We start from the raw sequence: 16,030 nt of genomic DNA, 5'->3' as shown, positions 1-16,030 counted from the left end.
ATCGCTTGAGTCTGACTCAGGCGATTTTTTTAGCCTGTATGTGGAGAAAGTTATGAGTGGACATGTCAGAGTTGCGGTTGCCGGAAGCAGCGGCCGTATGGGGCGTACCCTGATAGAAGCGGCCGCGCATTCCAGCCGGATCATTCTGGGCGCGGCCATCGAGCGCGCAGGCTCGACTCTGGTGGGAGTCGATGCCGGAGAGTTGGCCGGAGTCGGTTGTCTCCATGTCCGGGTCAGCGATAGCCTGGATCAGGTTGCCGATGACTTCGATGTGTTGGTGGATTTCACCAGCCCGGAAGGCACCCTCAGCAATCTGGATTGGTGTGCCCGCCATCATAAGGCGATAGTGATAGGCACTACAGGTTTCAACTCGGCGCAAAAGGCGCAGATTGAGGCCTTTGCCGAGCAGATGCCTGTGGTCTTGGCACCCAATATGTCGGTTGGGGTTAACCTAATGTGGAAGCTGCTGGAACTGGCTGCGGAAGTCATGGGTGATTATACCGACATAGAGATCATCGAAGGTCATCACAGACACAAGAAGGATGCTCCTTCAGGTACCGCCTTGAAGATGGGGGAAGTGATTGCCAACACGCTGGGGCGGGATCTGGAAAAAGTGGCCGTTTATGGCCGCGAAGGGATCACCGGCGAGCGTGAGCGCGACACCATAGGTTTTGCCACTATCAGGGCGGGCGACTTGGTGGGTGAGCATACCGCCATGTTTGCCGATATGGGCGAGCGTTTGGAGATCACTCACAAGGCTTCCAGCCGAATGACCTTTGCCAACGGTGCCATGCGTGCGGCACTTTGGCTACAGGAACAGGATGCCGGGCTCTACGACATGCAACAGGTATTGGGGTTGAAACCCCTGTGACATTATTTAAAAAACCGCCAATCGGCGGTTTTTTTTCGAATTCGTCCGCCAAGCTATAGACGGATTGTCATTTCTCGTGTAGGATGCTCGGAATTTGTCAAAATTTCGTATTTTAGCGGAAATTGGTACTTTAAACAAAGATAAAAATATTATATTTCAGTGGCTTGGCTCTTTTCTCGGAGGTCGCGTTGACAAAGTCTGCCTTACTCGTACTCGAAGATGGAAGCGTATTTTCCGGCACAGCAATAGGTGCCGATGGTATTGCAGTTGGAGAAGTTGTTTTTAACACTTCGATGACCGGATATCAAGAAATCCTCACCGATCCATCTTATTCTCGCCAGATAGTAACTCTAACCTACCCACATATCGGTAATACCGGTACCAACGATGAAGACACAGAATCCGATGCAGTTCATGCCTGTGGTCTTATTATTCGTGATCTTCCCCTCCTCGCCAGTAACTTCCGTAACCAACAATCCCTCAGTGATTACCTCAAAGCCAACAAGGTAGTCGGTATCGCCGATATCGACACCCGTAAGCTGACCCGTATTCTACGGGAGAAGGGCGCTCAGGCCGGTTGCATTCTGGTGGGTGAACAGGACGTAGACAAGGCGCTGGCCGCCGCCAAGGCCTTCCCTGGGCTGAAAGGCATGGACTTGGCCAAGGAAGTGACGACCGACAAGTCTTACACCTGGCGCAAGGGAACCTGGCGTTTGGAGAGCGGCCTGCCGGTCGATACTCCCGAGTCAGAACTCAAGTACAAGGTAGTGGCTTATGACTATGGCGTGAAGCAGAACATACTGCGAATGCTGGTAGACAGAGGCTGTGATGTGACTGTGGTTCCTGCACAAACGCCTGCCAGTGAAGTGCTGGCGATGGCACCGGATGGGGTATTCCTCTCCAACGGCCCCGGTGACCCGGAGCCATGTGACTACGCCATCAAGGCGATTCAGCAAATTCTCGAAACCGATATCCCGGTATTCGGCATCTGCCTTGGCCACCAACTGCTGGCACTGGCCAATGGTGCCAAGACGCTGAAGATGAAGTTTGGTCACCACGGTGCTAACCACCCGGTAAGCGATATTGACAAAGGCACTGTGATGATTACCAGCCAGAACCATGGTTTTGCTGCCGATGAAGCCACATTGCCTGCCAACATCAGGGTGACTCACAAGTCGCTGTTTGATGGCTCACTGCAAGGGATCCACCTGACAGACAAGCCGGCCTTCAGCTTCCAGGGCCACCCTGAAGCGAGTCCGGGGCCGCACGATTGTGCGCCTCTGTTCGATCACTTTATCGAACTGATTGAGCAATACCGTCACCAAGTCAAGCTGTAATCGCCGGGAGAAGATAGAAGAAAATGCCAAAACGTACTGATATCCAAAGTATTCTTATCCTGGGTGCCGGCCCAATCGTTATCGGTCAGGCCTGTGAGTTTGACTATTCGGGAGCCCAGGCCTGTAAGGCGCTGAGAGAAGAGGGTTACCGGGTTATTCTGGTGAACTCCAACCCTGCAACCATCATGACAGACCCGGAAATGGCCGATGCCACTTACATCGAGCCTATCCACTGGGAAGTGGTGCGCAACATTATCGCCAAAGAACGCCCCGATGCGATTCTGCCAACCATGGGCGGCCAGACGGCACTGAACTGTGCCCTGGAACTGGAAGCCAAAGGCGTGTTGAAAGAGTTTGACGTCGAGATGATCGGTGCCACTGCCGATGCCATCGACAAGGCCGAAGATCGTGCCCGTTTCGACAAGGCGATGAAGAGTATCGGCCTCGAGTGTCCCCGTGCCGGTATTGCCCACAGCATGGAAGATGCGCACAAGGTGCTGAATGAAGTGGGCTTCCCCTGCATCATTCGGCCCTCTTTCACCATGGGCGGCAGCGGCGGCGGTATCGCATACAACGTCGAAGAGTTTGAAGAGATCTGTACCCGGGGTCTGGATTTGTCGCCGACCAATGAGCTGCTGATTGACGAGTCGCTGATTGGCTGGAAAGAGTATGAGATGGAAGTGGTGCGCGATCGCAACGACAACTGCATCATAGTCTGCGCCATCGAAAACTTTGACCCCATGGGCGTGCACACAGGTGACTCCATTACAGTGGCACCGGCCCAGACCTTGACCGACAAAGAATATCAACTGATGCGTAACGCCTCCATGGCGGTGCTTCGGGAAATCGGCGTTGAAACCGGTGGCTCCAACGTGCAGTTTGGTATTAACCCCAAAGATGGTCGCATGGTGATCATCGAGATGAACCCAAGGGTATCGCGCTCATCTGCGCTGGCCTCCAAGGCGACCGGTTTCCCGATTGCCAAGGTTGCGGCCAAGCTGGCGGTGGGCTTTACCCTGGATGAGCTGATGAACGACATTACCGGCGGTCTGACCCCGGCTTCGTTCGAGCCCTCTATCGACTATGTGGTTACCAAAATCCCTCGTTTCAACTTCGAGAAGTTTGCCGGCTCCAACGACCGCCTGACCACTCAGATGAAGTCTGTCGGTGAAGTGATGGCCATCGGCCGTACCTTCCAGGAGTCGATGCAAAAAGCTCTGCGCGGCCTGGAAACCGGGATGACAGGTTTTGACCCTATCGTGGATATCAACGAGCCGGAAGCCCTGGCCAAGATACGTTACGAGTTGCAGGATGTGGGCCCTGAGCGTCCTTGGTATATCGCCGATGCTTTCCGCGCCGGTATGTCCATGGAAGGTATTCGCCGCATCACCAACATAGACCCTTGGTTCCTGGTGCAGATTGAAGATCTGGTGCTGCAGGAAGAGAAGGTCAAGGAAGGTGGCTGGAGCGGTCTTTCCCAGGAATTCCTGCGCAAACTGAAGCGCAAAGGTTTCTCCGATGCGCGCCTGGCGTCACTGCTGGGGGTTTCTGAAAGTGAAGTGCGCAAACTGCGTCACAAGTATGAGCTCTTCCCTGTCTACAAGCGGGTAGATACCTGCGCCGCCGAGTTCGCCACGGATACCGCCTACATGTACTCCACCTACGAGGAAGAGTGTGAGGCCAATCCGTCCGATAAAGACAAGATCATGGTGATAGGTGGCGGCCCCAACCGTATCGGTCAGGGTATCGAGTTCGACTACTGCTGTGTGCACGCAGCGCTGGCGATGCGTGAAGACGGCTATGAAACCATCATGGTTAACTGTAACCCTGAAACCGTTTCCACCGACTATGACACCTCTGACAGACTCTACTTTGAACCTGTTACCCTGGAAGACGTACTGGAAATCGTGCGGGTTGAGCAGCCCAAAGGGGTTATCGTGCAGTATGGTGGCCAAACGCCACTGAAACTGGCCCGCGCCCTGGAAGCCGCAGGTGTGCCCATCATAGGGACCAGCCCGGATGCCATCGACCGCGCCGAAGACCGTGAGCGCTTCCAACAAGCGGTTGAGCGTTTGGGGCTGAAACAGCCTGAAAACAGCACAGTGACCAACCTGGAGCAGGCGGTACTGGATGCCGAGCGTATAGGTTATCCTCTGGTGGTTCGTCCCTCCTATGTTCTGGGTGGCCGGGCGATGGAAATCGTTTACGACGAGCAGGATCTGCGCCGTTACTTCAACGAAGCCGTCAGTGTATCCAACGAGTCGCCGGTACTGCTGGATCGCTTCTTGGATGACGCCACCGAAGTGGATGTGGATGCTGTTTGCGATGGCAAGGACGTGGTTATCGGCGGCATCATGGAGCATATCGAGCAGGCCGGTGTTCACTCAGGTGACTCAGGTTGTTCACTGCCTCCTTACACTCTCTCCAAGGCTATTCAGGACGAGATGCGCGAGCAGGTACGCAAGCTGGCGCTGGAGCTGGGCGTTGTCGGTCTGATGAACGTGCAGTTTGCGGTCAAGAGCGACGTGATTTACCTGATTGAGGTAAATCCGCGCGCCGCCCGCACAGTGCCTTTCGTTTCCAAGGCCACAGGTGTGCCCCTGGCCAAGATTGCCGCCCGGGTAATGGCCGGTACTTCACTGGCCGAACAGCAACATACTCGGGAAGTGATCCCGCCTTACTACTCAGTGAAAGAAGTGGTTCTGCCGTTCAACAAGTTCCCGGGTGTTGACCCTCTGCTCGGCCCTGAAATGCGCTCTACCGGTGAGGTGATGGGTGTGGGTGATACCTTCGCCGAAGCCTACGCCAAGGCGCAACTGGGCTCAGTGAAGGATGTGCCCAAGTCAGGCCGCGCCCTGTTGTCTGTTCGTCACAGCGACAAGAAGCGGGTTTCGGATCTGGCGGCCAAGCTGATTGAACTCGGCTATGAGCTGGATGCCACCCACGGCACGGCTGTGGTGCTGGGTGAAGCGGGTATCAATCCCCGCCTGGTGAACAAGGTGCATGAAGGTCGTCCACACATTCTTGACCGGATCAAGAACGGTGAATACACCTATATAGTGAATACCACAGAGGGTCGTCAGGCCATCGAGGATTCCAGACAGCTGCGCCGCGGCGCGCTGCAGCACAAGGTGAATTACACCACCACCATGAATGCGGCTTTTGCAACCTGTATGGCCCATGATGCCGACGACAGAAGCAATGTTGCCTCTGTGCAGGAACTGCACGCCAGGGTCAACAAGTAAACGCTGTCAGTCAGTAACTGAAAGTGACCAGGCCACCCATTAGGGTGGCCTGTTTTTTTGTAGACCGGATGATTTGGGTCAAATTCCTTGGCTTTGGGATCTTGGCGGCTCTTGCTAAACTCGCCCACTATCAAGGCGTTTCATTTAAGACGCTGCAATCAAGATGTTTCAGGGAAAGGAAGTGATGATACTCGAGTCTGTCTCAAAGGAGCCCAAGGGCCGGGAAAACGTTGCGGGGCGCGTCAAAGGGCTGTTCAACCGGCGGAGCAAAGCACAGGCTCTTGCCTTGAGTTTTGGCTTGGCTTTGAGCCTCGGCAGTAACGGCGTGCTGGCCGATATCAACACTGTGCCTTTGGTGGCGCCCTTGTATCACGGCGGCGATCTGTTGCAAAAGCAGTTGTTTAAAGGGTTGGAGCTCAGTGTCACCACTGGGCGCGATCTGGCGATATTTTCCGTTGCCGGTATGAGCCTGGATGCCTACATTTTAACGCTGCCGCTCGATGCGCCGACCAAGACCAGGGTCATAGCCCGGCTGTCGGATCCTTTCTACAGCATCCCCCTTGGGCATTTTCTCTACCTTTTTTACGACAGATACAGCCGCGCCGAAAACCGGGATCAGTTCCGGGATTATCTGCTGAGCCAATACGGCAAGGAGCAAATCGCCCCCTGGCAGCATTCGCTGTTCAGCCTGGAGGAGCAGGTCAAAGACAACACCGAACCGACCGCCGAAGCCAATGACAGACGCGAGGGCATGACGCTCAATCGCCAGTTGGTTGCCATGTTGGTGACTGTCTATGATCGCCTGTTCAACAATGATAACTGGGCCCTTGGCAAGAAACTGCCGGAGCATTACCGCTATCTTGGCGATAGCCCTGAAGATCTGGCGCTGATTGCCGACATTCAGCCGCTGATCATCAATGAGATTGGCAAGTATGTCGGCAGTCTGCCAGAGGGGGATATGCGCAGCGCCCTCGAGCTGATTATTGAAGATGGCAAGGCGGAAAATGCCGCCAAGGTAAACAACAAGGCGCAGGCGATAACCGTCACCCTTATCGACTTTGTCCGTCTCAATGTGCTCAAGGCCTATCGCCAATATGCATTACCGGCGCAGCGGGCCAAGGCCTTTTCTGCCTGGATGCAGGCCAGTCTCAAGGAAGATCCCAAGGGGCTGAGTGACTTTTTGGCAAGTTGGAATCAACGCCCAAGAGCGGTGCAGATAACGGTAGATGGCTTGAGCCAGGGACTGATGCAGGCGTTGGTCGCGCCCAATTCCGGCCCTTATCTCAAAGAAGTACTAGTCAGGGATGTGGCTTTGTCGCAACTCTCGCCCGCGTCAGCCATGGGGCGGCCGCAGCACACTCCCAAGCAGGACTTTTTGCGTCAGTTGGTGAAACATGGCGCCACCGACCAGTACTATCTGCCGTTTTTCAAGGCACTCTATCGCCGGAGTGAAAATGGCATAGCCACAGGTGGTATCTCTTCCACGCCTACCATCAGTGTGCGCAATCTGCCGATTATCAAGACAGGCGCCGCAGTGTCCGGCCAGGGCGGCACAGGGATCCCCAATTTTCACTTTGTCGATCGCACCCGTGATCGGGCCTATTACTTCTTCGGCAATGATGCCCTGCAGCTCGAAAATCTGGCGGAGAGCCGCGGCATGCGCACCATGTTCGACCGACTGAACTATCTCAAGACCTTAAACTGCAACGCCCAATATGACTGGAACGCCCAGACCAGTTTCGATGCCCTGGTCAATCTGGGACTGGGGGAAGCGATCCGTGATTTTGGCGAGCAGCGCTGTCTCAATGAGTTGTCGCTGCGCGCCGAAGCCGAAAAGGGCTTGCAACATAGAGTTGCGGCGGTTCGAGAGCAACTCGAGGCCTACGACAAGATGGGCGCCTGGCGGCTGTTTTCCCGCATGAGCTTGCGGGCCAAGCTCAATGAACAGCTCAATGAGCTGGCCTTGCTGAGTGAGCAGGCAATGCCGGACTATCTGCTTATTTATAACCCCTGGCCGGATCACTTCGCCCATTTCAAGGGGCCGTTCAGCGATGAAATCATAGCGCCGACCGGTGAGCTTAACCGGCTCGATTACTGGCTCGGCCGTCTGGACAAGGTGTATCGGGACGCGGGTATCTATCCGCAGACGCTGTGGGGCATGGCCGGCGATCATGGTTTGGCACCTGTGTATCACACCCTTAACCCCGAACTGGTGCTGCAAGATGCGCTCAAGCAACGCGGGGTCGAGCTCAAGATAAGCAAAATCTCCTCTGATGAAGGGGAAGGCCCCAAGATAACCAACAACCTCAATCCGCCTTCACTGCATGGGGTAGATTTGGTGATAGCCTCCACTGCCGGTGGCAACTATATGCTGGACTTCTTTAACTCGGACCGAGGTTGGCAGGTGCAACCCCTGTATCAAGAGTTGACCCGTTTTAAGGTCAGAGAAGGCAAGGCGCTGGATATGGTCAGCCTGCTTGCCGATGAGTTGCAGGAATCGCTGGATTATCTTGTGGTGCGCCAAAGCGATTGTACGCTTGATAGCTGCTCTGTGCGTTTGGTGGGATACAGAAACGGGCAGCGCCGCGATGAAATGATCAGTCGCGAGTCGGGCGTTATCCGTTATCAGGCGCTGGATGCTAAAGGCGCGCCTGAGCTGCTGGCACTGGCTCAGAGCAACCCTTATCTGACGCCGCTGTCTGATGTTCAGTTATCGGTCAAGCAACAACTGCTCGAACTGTGCCTGGGGAGTGCCAAAGGCTGCAGCGCCGAGCAGTGGCGCAGCCTGGCGGCCATGAGTCCCAGACCCGATGCCGTGGTGCAACTGGCACATCTCTATGATGAAGACAGGGCCGGCACCATCAATCTCTTCCCCAAAGAGGGGTTTGGCTACAACACCCTGGTACCGGGGCGTCATGCGGGCGAGCATTATCTGGAAAAAGATGCCTTCATAGGTTTCTGGGGCGAGACGATCAAACCCGGCCAGAGATTGGGGCCGCTGGATAACGGCTCACTGGCACCGACCTTGTATCAGTACCTTACCGGTGAGCAGGTCGAGGTAGGAAACAATGGTTGGGGTTATCCCTCTGTGCTTTCGAGTCTTAACTGAGATGAATTTCCCATCGTCGGTGCCACAGAAACAGAGATTTTTGTCGCCATGGCTGGCAAGCCAGCCATGGCTTAGGTAAGCTTGTAGCCAAGATGAATTGAGTTTTAGCCGGTGTATTCCCCGGTATTCCGCTATGCATCCCTGGCGCCGCTGACAAAATGGCGCCCATTCACCCGGAAAATGAGTCTCTGTTGGCCTTAGGCCGACGGAGGCTGCTTTTGTTTGACAGGAGACGAAAGAGATTATGAACAAGGTTCCCATGACCCTGGTTGGGGCAGAACAGTTGCGCAAAGAACTGGATATACTCAAGTTTGATCGCCGTCCCAAGATCACCGAGGCAATTGCCGCGGCGCGTGAACTGGGGGATTTGAAAGAAAACGCGGAATACCATGCAGCCCGTGAAGAGCAGGGCATTTGCGAAGCCCGTATCCGCGATATCGAAGGCAAACTGTCCAATGCCCAGATCATTGATGTGACCAAGATGCCCAACAATGGCCGGATCATCTTTGGCGCCACTGTGACCATACTGAATCTGGACACAGATGCTGAAGTGACTTACCGCATTGTCGGTGACGATGAGGCTAATATCAAAGAGAACCTGATCTCGGTGAACTCACCCATTGCCCGTGGCCTTATCGGCAAAAATCTGGGGGATGAAGTCAACATCCAAACTCCCGGTGGCCTGGCAGAGTATGAAGTGGTCGCCGTCGAATATATCTGATTGCGTTATCAAGCCGCCTCCGGGCGGCTTTTTTGTGCAAGATGGACAAAGTTTAATTTGCCCGTCAGGGCTTGAAAGACTAGCATCCGCCCAAATAACCCTGTTTATGGATAACACCTTGCTGAGAATCATGCGCCTCTTTACCCTGCTGATCGCCATAGGTCTGCTGGGCAATGTGTATTCCGGGATTGCCTCTGATGCAACCTGGAAGGCGTTTGAGCAAGCCTTACCCGAGCTCAGTCAGCAACAAGATGCTGACAAAGAGCCGTCTTCTGCAGTGTTGTCAGCGTCTCTTGGTCAAGAGCCCCAATCCCAGGAGTCCCTGCATCATAAGCTTGGTAAGCATGATGCTGCCGACAGAGAAAAGGTGGATGGCAAGGTTTCCCTGTCTCACTTATCCAAGTTGCTGCGCTCCGAGCAGGGCGACCAACTCTATTCGGCGCCCGGAGCCTGCCAGCGCTGCCTCAGCACGGCCGCTCCGCATGATGTGGCCGAGCCACCCTATGAATTGGCGTTTGAAATCGCTATGCCACCGGCGCCTGTGCTCAGCATAGGTTTTGCCGAGCAATTGCCTATTGAGCAGTATTGGACCTTAAAGCACCCAGGAGCCGGTTTGCGCCTTGGGGGCTGGAAAGACGCCAACCTCCGCTATCGCTTCAGTCAGCAAGCCGCCTGACGCTCTCTACCGGGCTTTTCTGTCCGGGTTTCACTTCATCTGTTGTCAGTCACTCCTTCATTGGATGGCTGCGACTGTGATATGTGGCTTAAGCCACGAGTCGAAAAGAGAGCATAAATATGATAACTGACTCATTATTAAAGAGTAATGGCCGCGGGCGCCAGCCTAAAAAACTGCTTAATCACTACAGCGCCTGGAAATATCTGGTACTGGTAGTCACCCTGGTGGTGATGGCACTGAGCGCCTTGCCGACTTGGTATGGTGAAGATGCCGCGGTGCAAATTTCCCCCAAGGCTGGACTGGACTTATCTCCGACCCAGATAGTTTCTGAACTGGCCAAGGCCGATATTCAAGTCAAGCGCCTGGACAGCAAAGATCAGCAAACCCTGATTATTCTCAATGATGAAGGCCAACAGACTTTGGCCAAATCCTTGCTGGCCGGTCGTGCCAAAGATCCCGCTGAACTCACTCTGGCTTTGAGCCCAGCGGCGCCCGAGTGGTTGCTCGGCATGGGGTTTGAACCCATTAAGTTGGGGCTGGATCTTCGTGGCGGGGTGCAGTTCTTGTTGGATGTGGATATCACCCCTGTGTATCAAACCCAGGGAAGTTCACTGGCCGATGCCCTGCGTGCCTTTGCCAGAGAGCAAGGGATCCGAGGCTTGAGTGTGCGTCAGGGCGCTGAAGAGCAACTGACAGTGGTTATGCCAGAGGCGGCTCGCGCCGAGGTGCGGCAGTTTATGGCCAGGCAATACCCACTCTGGCAGGTGAGCAGCAATAACAGTCAACTCAAGCTGGTGCTGACGGAGGCCGAGAAAATCAACCTGCGTAATCTGACGGTGCAGCAAAATCTGCAGATCATGCGTACCCGAATTGAGGAACTGGGGATCACCGAAGCCTTGGTGCAGCGTCAGGGCGAGAGCCGCATCCGTATCGAGCTGCCCGGTGTTCAAGACCCGGCGGCCGCCAAGAGCGTGATAGGGGCGACCGCGACTCTGGCCTTCTATGAGGTTAAGGATAGTGCCACCGGCGCCATCTTGATTAAAGACAAGTCCGGCAATCCTGTGCCCGTGGCACGTAAACCTGTGCTGACCGGCGAGCATATTGTCGATGCCCGTGCCGGAATAGGAGAAATGGGCGCTGCAGAGGTGAATATTACCCTGGACAGTGAAGGCGGCCGCCGTATGACCGACTTCTCCCGAGGCCATATCGGTAAACCTATGGCCACGGCATACAGTGAGTACAGTCGCGATGCCAACGGCAAGGCAGTGCAAAGCAATGAAATTATCAGTGTCGCCACCATTCAGTCTGTGCTGCCGGAGCGTTTTCGGATAACCGGCGCCGGTAGTTATCAGGATGCGCAGCAACTAGCTCTTTTGCTGCGGGCCGGTTCTATGACTGCGCCTGTCACCATAGTTGAAGAGCGCACCATAGGCCCGACGCTGGGGGCAGAGAATATTCACAATGGCTTTGCCGCCCTGGCGCTCGGCATGGGGATCACCCTGGTGTTTATGGCGCTTTGGTATCGCAGGCTTGGCTGGGTCGCCAACCTGGCGTTGCTGGCTAACATGGTGTTGCTGTTTGGCTTGCTGGCTTTGATCCCAGGTGCGGTACTGACTCTCCCCGGGATTGCCGGTTTGGTGCTGACAGTGGGAATGGCGGTGGATACCAATGTGCTGATTTTCGAGCGGATCCGCGACAAGCTTCGTGAGGGGAGGGCATTGGCGCACGCCATTGACAAGGGCTTTGACAGCGCCTTCTCCACCATTTTCGATGCCAACTTCACCACTATGATCACTGCTGTAGTGCTATACGCCATAGGTAATGGTCCTATTCAGGGGTTTGCGCTGACGCTGGGGCTGGGGTTGTTGACCAGTATGTTCACCGGGATTTTTGCCTCAAGGGCGATTATCAATCTGGTTTATGGCAAGAACTTCAGCCGCGACGTGAGGGTTTAATATTATGATTAATATGAAAAATGCAACCAAGTGGCGTTATTTCAGCAGCGCGGTTTCCGTGATTTTGATGATAGTGTCCATCAGTGTGATTGCCGTCAAGGGGCTCAACTGGGGGCTGGATTTTACCGGCGGCGTGGTCAGTGAAATCCGTATCGACAGCTCAATCAGCGCCAAATCGCTGCAACCTGTGTTGCAGCAGGCCTATGGCCAGGAAGTCAGCCTGATTGCTGCCGGTGAGCCGGGACGCTGGGTGCTGCGTTATGCAGCGCCAAGTGCCGGGCAGAGTATGCCCGAACTGCCGGAGGTACTGGCGGGGATGAACACTCATGTTGAAGTGCTCAATACCAGCATAGTCGGGCCTCAGGTCGGCCAGGAGTTGGCCGAGCAGGGCGGCTTGGCTTTGCTGGTGGCAATGCTGTGTATTCTGGGGTATCTCTCTTACCGCTTTGAGTGGCGTCTGGCATCCGGCGCAGTATTTGCTCTGGTGCATGATGTTATCTTTGTGCTGGCTTTTTTCGCCGCCACTCAGATGGAGTTCAACCTGACTGTGCTGGCGGCTGTGTTGGCCATTTTGGGATATTCGCTCAACGATTCCATCATTATTGCTGACAGGATCCGCGAATTGCTGGCTGCCAAACCCAAGCTGGCGGTAAAAGACATCAATAACCAGGCGATTGCGGCCACTTTTGCCCGAACCATGGTGACATCCGGTACTACCCTGATGACCATTTCAGCACTGTGGATCATGGGCGGAGGCCCCTTGGAAGGATTTTCCATCGCCATGTTTATCGGGGTGTTGACCGGTACCTTCTCATCGATATCGGTTGGTACTTCATTGCCGGAATGGCTGGGGCTGTCCAGTGAGCATTATCGGGTGACGCCTGTGACCCAGACACCCTGATTGAAACTCGTCAATTAATACTGATTTAATCCGCCGGCGCCACAATGTGTGCGCCGATGGGATTATGGCAACAAAAAAGCCACCTGTTAAGGTGGCTTTTTTGTGGGGAAAGGGCTTATCTGGCCTTGGGCAGAGCGATTTTCATCTCTTCGGATTGACGGAAGAGCACCAAAACATGGCCGATCAGCTGCACCTTGGTTGCCTGGGTTTCACGGACAATGGCATCAACGATAGCGGCTTTCAGTTCTCTGTCTTCAGAGGCGACTTTAACTTTAATCAGCTCATGGTGAGAGAGCGCATTATCAATTTCAGCCAGTACCCCTTCAGTCAGGCCATTGGCACCAAGCAGCACTACCGGCTTGAGGCTATGTGCCAGGCCCTTGAGATGCTGTTTCTGTTTGGTTGTTAAGTTCATTTCTACCAACTTTTGCTGAGTTACTGTTGAAAAGCCGCTATTCTACCCTCATATAGCCCTTGTGTAACTCTCATTTGTTGCGGATTTTGAATGTCAGGTAAGAAACGTACGGCCAGTTCCACCCGTTGGATGCAGGAACACTTTGATGATCACTATGTCAAATTGGCACAAAAACGGGGGCTGCGTTCGCGGGCCGCGTTCAAGTTAGAGGAGCTGCAACAAAAAGATCAGCTGATTAAACCCGGGATGACAGTGGTCGACCTGGGGGCCGCTCCTGGAGGTTGGTCTCAGGTGGCGGCCAAGTTGGTCGGTGAAAAAGGTAAAGTGGTTGCCTGTGATATTTTACCGATGGACCCAATCGTTGGCGTCGATTTCCTTCAAGGAGACTTCCGTGAGGAAAAAGTCCTTGAGGCCTTGCTGACCCGGGTAGGGGAAGATAAGGTTGACTTGGTGCTCTCGGATATGGCGCCCAATATGAGTGGTTCAGATGGTGTGGATCAGCCCAGAGCCATGTATTTAGTGGAGTTGGCGCTGGATATGTGTCATCAGGTGTTGGCAGCCAATGGTAGTTTTGCTGTTAAAGTCTTTCAGGGGGAGGGCTTTGACGAGTATATGAAAGCAGTCAGACAAGCGTTCAAGACTGTAAAAACCCGTAAGCCGGATTCCTCCAGGCCACGTTCTCGCGAGGTCTATCTGGTAGCGACAGGGTACAAGTTGTAGTACCCTGATTGAAGTAAATCTCAAGACTTTGTGAGGTTCAGTAATTGAGTGACATGGCAAAAAATTTGATTCTCTGGGTGGTCATCGCCGTGGTGCTGATGTCCGTGTTCCAGGGTTACTCCCCCTCTTCTTCGTCAGCGCAGAAGATGGATTATTCGACTTTCCTGGACGATGTTCGTAGCGGCCAAGTCAGTAACGTTGAAGTGAAAAGCGACCAACGTACGATTGAAGGCGTCAAAAAGTCCGGTGAAAAGTTCACCACCATTATGCCCTTGTATGACCAGGATCTGATCAATGACCTGGATCGTAAAGGTATCCGCATGAAAGGGCAGGAAGCCGAAGAGTCAGGTTTCCTGACACAGATCTTCATCTCCTGGTTCCCCATGTTGCTGCTTATCGGGGTGTGGATCTTCTTTATGCGACAGATGCAGGGCGGTGGCGGTAAAGGCGCCATGTCCTTTGGCAAGAGTAAAGCCAAGCTGATGAGCGAAGATCAGATTAAGACTACCTTTGCCGATGTGGCCGGTTGTGACGAGGCCAAGGAAGAGGTGAAGGAGATGGTGGATTATCTGCGTGATCCCACCAAATTCCAGAAACTCGGTGGCCGTATTCCTACCGGTGTCTTGATGGTTGGTCCCCCAGGTACAGGTAAAACCTTGCTTGCCAAGGCGATTGCCGGTGAAGCAAAGGTGCCTTTCTTTACCATCTCAGGTTCTGACTTTGTGGAAATGTTTGTCGGTGTCGGTGCCTCCCGGGTACGTGACATGTTCGAGCAAGCCAAAAAGTCGGCTCCATGCATCATCTTTATCGATGAAATCGATGCCGTTGGCCGTCAGCGTGGTGCCGGGCTCGGTGGTGGTCACGACGAGCGTGAGCAAACATTGAACCAGATGTTGGTGGAAATGGATGGCTTTGAAGGTAATGAAGGTATTATCGTTATCGCCGCAACCAACCGTCCAGACGTATTGGATGCCGCTCTGCTGCGTCCAGGCCGTTTCGACCGCCAGGTTGTAGTGGGGCTGCCGGATGTTCGTGGCCGTGAGCAAATTCTTAAAGTGCACATGCGTAAAGTGCCTTTGGGTGACGATGTTAAAGCCAGTGTAATTGCCCGTGGTACACCAGGGTTCTCAGGTGCGGATCTTGCCAACCTGGTTAACGAGGCTGCACTGTTTGCCGCTCGCGGTAATCGCCGTGTGGTGACCATGGAAGAGTTTGAGAGTGCCAAAGACAAGATCATGATGGGCGCCGAACGCCGCTCCATGGTGATGTCTGAGTCCGAGAAAGAGATGACGGCTTACCACGAAGCCGGCCACGCGATTGTGGGCTATCTGGTGCCTGAGCACGACCCTGTGCATAAGGTAACCATTATCCCTCGAGGCCGGGCCTTGGGTGTGACCTTCTTCCTGCCGGAAGCCGATGCCATCAGTGAGAGCCGCCAGAAGCTGGAGAGTAAGATCTCTGTGGCCTACGGTGGTCGACTGGCCGAAGAGATTATCTTTGGCACTGAAAAAGTCTCTACCGGTGCATCTCAGGACATTAAATATGCTACGGCCATTGCCCGTAACATGGTGACCCAGTGGGGCTTCTCCGAGAAACTCGGTCCGCTGCTGTATGCAGAGGAAGAGGGTGAAGTATTCCTGGGCCGCTCCATGGCCAAGTCCAAGCATATGTCTGATGAGACTGCGGCCATCATAGACTCTGAAATCAAGGCCATCATTGACCGCAACTACCAGCGTGCCAAACAACTGCTGGATGAGAATATGGACGTACTGCACGCGATGAAAGATGCGTTGATGAAGTATGAGACCATAGACTCGCGCCAGATAGAGGACCTGATGGAGCGCCGCGAAGTGCGTCCTCCGGTCGATTGGCAGCTGGACGACAATGGCTCTTCCAACGGCAATAATGGCAGTAAAGGTGCCAAGCCTGAAGAGACTGAAGTTGAAGAGCATGAGCCGAGTGATACTGCTGCAGATTTGGGCAAACCCGGCGAGAGCCCACTGAAATAAGCCTACTCTGAGGTAAAAGAAAACCCCGCAAGGGGTTTTCTTGTTTCTGCCTGAAGGCACAATAATAAATC

At 54.2% G+C, this 16,030-nt stretch carries 11 protein-coding genes; 10 read left to right on the top strand and 1 reads right to left on the bottom strand.

The genetic code is table 11. From position 1 onward, the window contains the following. Positions 1 to 52: 52 nt before the first annotated feature. The 8 genes from dapB to secF all read left to right on the top strand — a co-directional run bounded on the left by dapB (position 53) and on the right by secF (position 12,815). The gene (gene dapB / locus HCX89_RS03940; RefSeq protein ID WP_025009921.1) at positions 53 to 871 is read left to right on the top strand and encodes a 4-hydroxy-tetrahydrodipicolinate reductase; all 819 of its coding nucleotides are present in this window, start codon (positions 53 to 55) and stop codon (positions 869 to 871) included. 188 nt (positions 872 to 1,059) lie between these two features. Continuing rightward, positions 1,060 to 2,208 (top strand): glutamine-hydrolyzing carbamoyl-phosphate synthase small subunit, encoded by a 1,149-nt coding sequence (gene carA / locus HCX89_RS03935; protein WP_028780665.1) that lies wholly within the window; start codon positions 1,060 to 1,062, stop codon positions 2,206 to 2,208. Positions 2,209 to 2,231: 23 nt separating this feature from the next. Further along, entirely contained in the window at positions 2,232 to 5,453 is a 3,222-nt protein-coding gene (carB, locus tag HCX89_RS03930) for a carbamoyl-phosphate synthase large subunit (protein ID WP_167715109.1), read from the top strand. Positions 5,454 to 5,616: 163 nt separating this feature from the next. Then, positions 5,617 to 8,562: an alkaline phosphatase family protein gene (locus HCX89_RS03925; protein WP_254428341.1), complete on the top strand. Its 2,946-nt coding sequence runs from the start codon at positions 5,617 to 5,619 to the stop codon at positions 8,560 to 8,562. 244 nt (positions 8,563 to 8,806) lie between these two features. Continuing rightward, complete coding sequence (gene greA, locus HCX89_RS03920) at positions 8,807 to 9,283, top strand: transcription elongation factor GreA (RefSeq protein WP_025887902.1); 477 nt, start codon at positions 8,807 to 8,809, stop codon at positions 9,281 to 9,283. 106 nt (positions 9,284 to 9,389) lie between these two features. Beyond that, positions 9,390 to 9,959 (top strand): hypothetical protein, encoded by a 570-nt coding sequence (locus tag HCX89_RS03915; protein WP_148823150.1) that lies wholly within the window; start codon positions 9,390 to 9,392, stop codon positions 9,957 to 9,959. 119 nt (positions 9,960 to 10,078) lie between these two features. Then, the gene (gene secD, locus HCX89_RS03910; protein WP_167715107.1) at positions 10,079 to 11,914 is read left to right on the top strand and encodes a protein translocase subunit SecD; all 1,836 of its coding nucleotides are present in this window, start codon (positions 10,079 to 10,081) and stop codon (positions 11,912 to 11,914) included. Positions 11,915 to 11,927: 13 nt separating this feature from the next. Then, the gene (secF, locus tag HCX89_RS03905) at positions 11,928 to 12,815 is read left to right on the top strand and encodes a protein translocase subunit SecF (RefSeq protein WP_025887911.1); all 888 of its coding nucleotides are present in this window, start codon (positions 11,928 to 11,930) and stop codon (positions 12,813 to 12,815) included. 115 nt (positions 12,816 to 12,930) lie between these two features. Here the strand turns inward: secF and yhbY are convergent, their stop codons facing one another. After that, positions 12,931 to 13,230 carry a ribosome assembly RNA-binding protein YhbY gene (yhbY, locus tag HCX89_RS03900; RefSeq protein ID WP_025009926.1) on the bottom strand — a complete coding sequence of 100 codons (300 nt, stop codon included), beginning with the start codon at positions 13,228 to 13,230 and terminating at the stop codon, positions 12,931 to 12,933. 90 nt (positions 13,231 to 13,320) lie between these two features. On the opposite strand from yhbY, the gene rlmE reads away from it, so the two are divergent. Together rlmE and ftsH are read left to right on the top strand one after the other, a co-directional pair. Beyond that, positions 13,321 to 13,950, top strand: coding sequence for a 23S rRNA (uridine(2552)-2'-O)-methyltransferase RlmE (rlmE, locus tag HCX89_RS03895; protein ID WP_025009927.1), 630 nt, complete (start codon positions 13,321 to 13,323; stop codon positions 13,948 to 13,950). A gap of 44 nt (positions 13,951 to 13,994) precedes the next feature. Continuing rightward, a complete protein-coding gene (ftsH, locus tag HCX89_RS03890) occupies positions 13,995 to 15,959 on the top strand; it encodes an ATP-dependent zinc metalloprotease FtsH (protein ID WP_025009928.1) in 1,965 nt (654 codons plus the stop codon). The last annotated feature ends 71 nt before the right edge of the window (positions 15,960 to 16,030 follow it).

This window comes from Shewanella sp. Iso12, from assembly GCF_012030025.1.
GTDB classification, from domain to species: domain Bacteria; phylum Pseudomonadota; class Gammaproteobacteria; order Enterobacterales; family Shewanellaceae; genus Shewanella; species Shewanella algae.
This window is presented reverse-complemented; position numbering and strand designations above follow the sequence as displayed.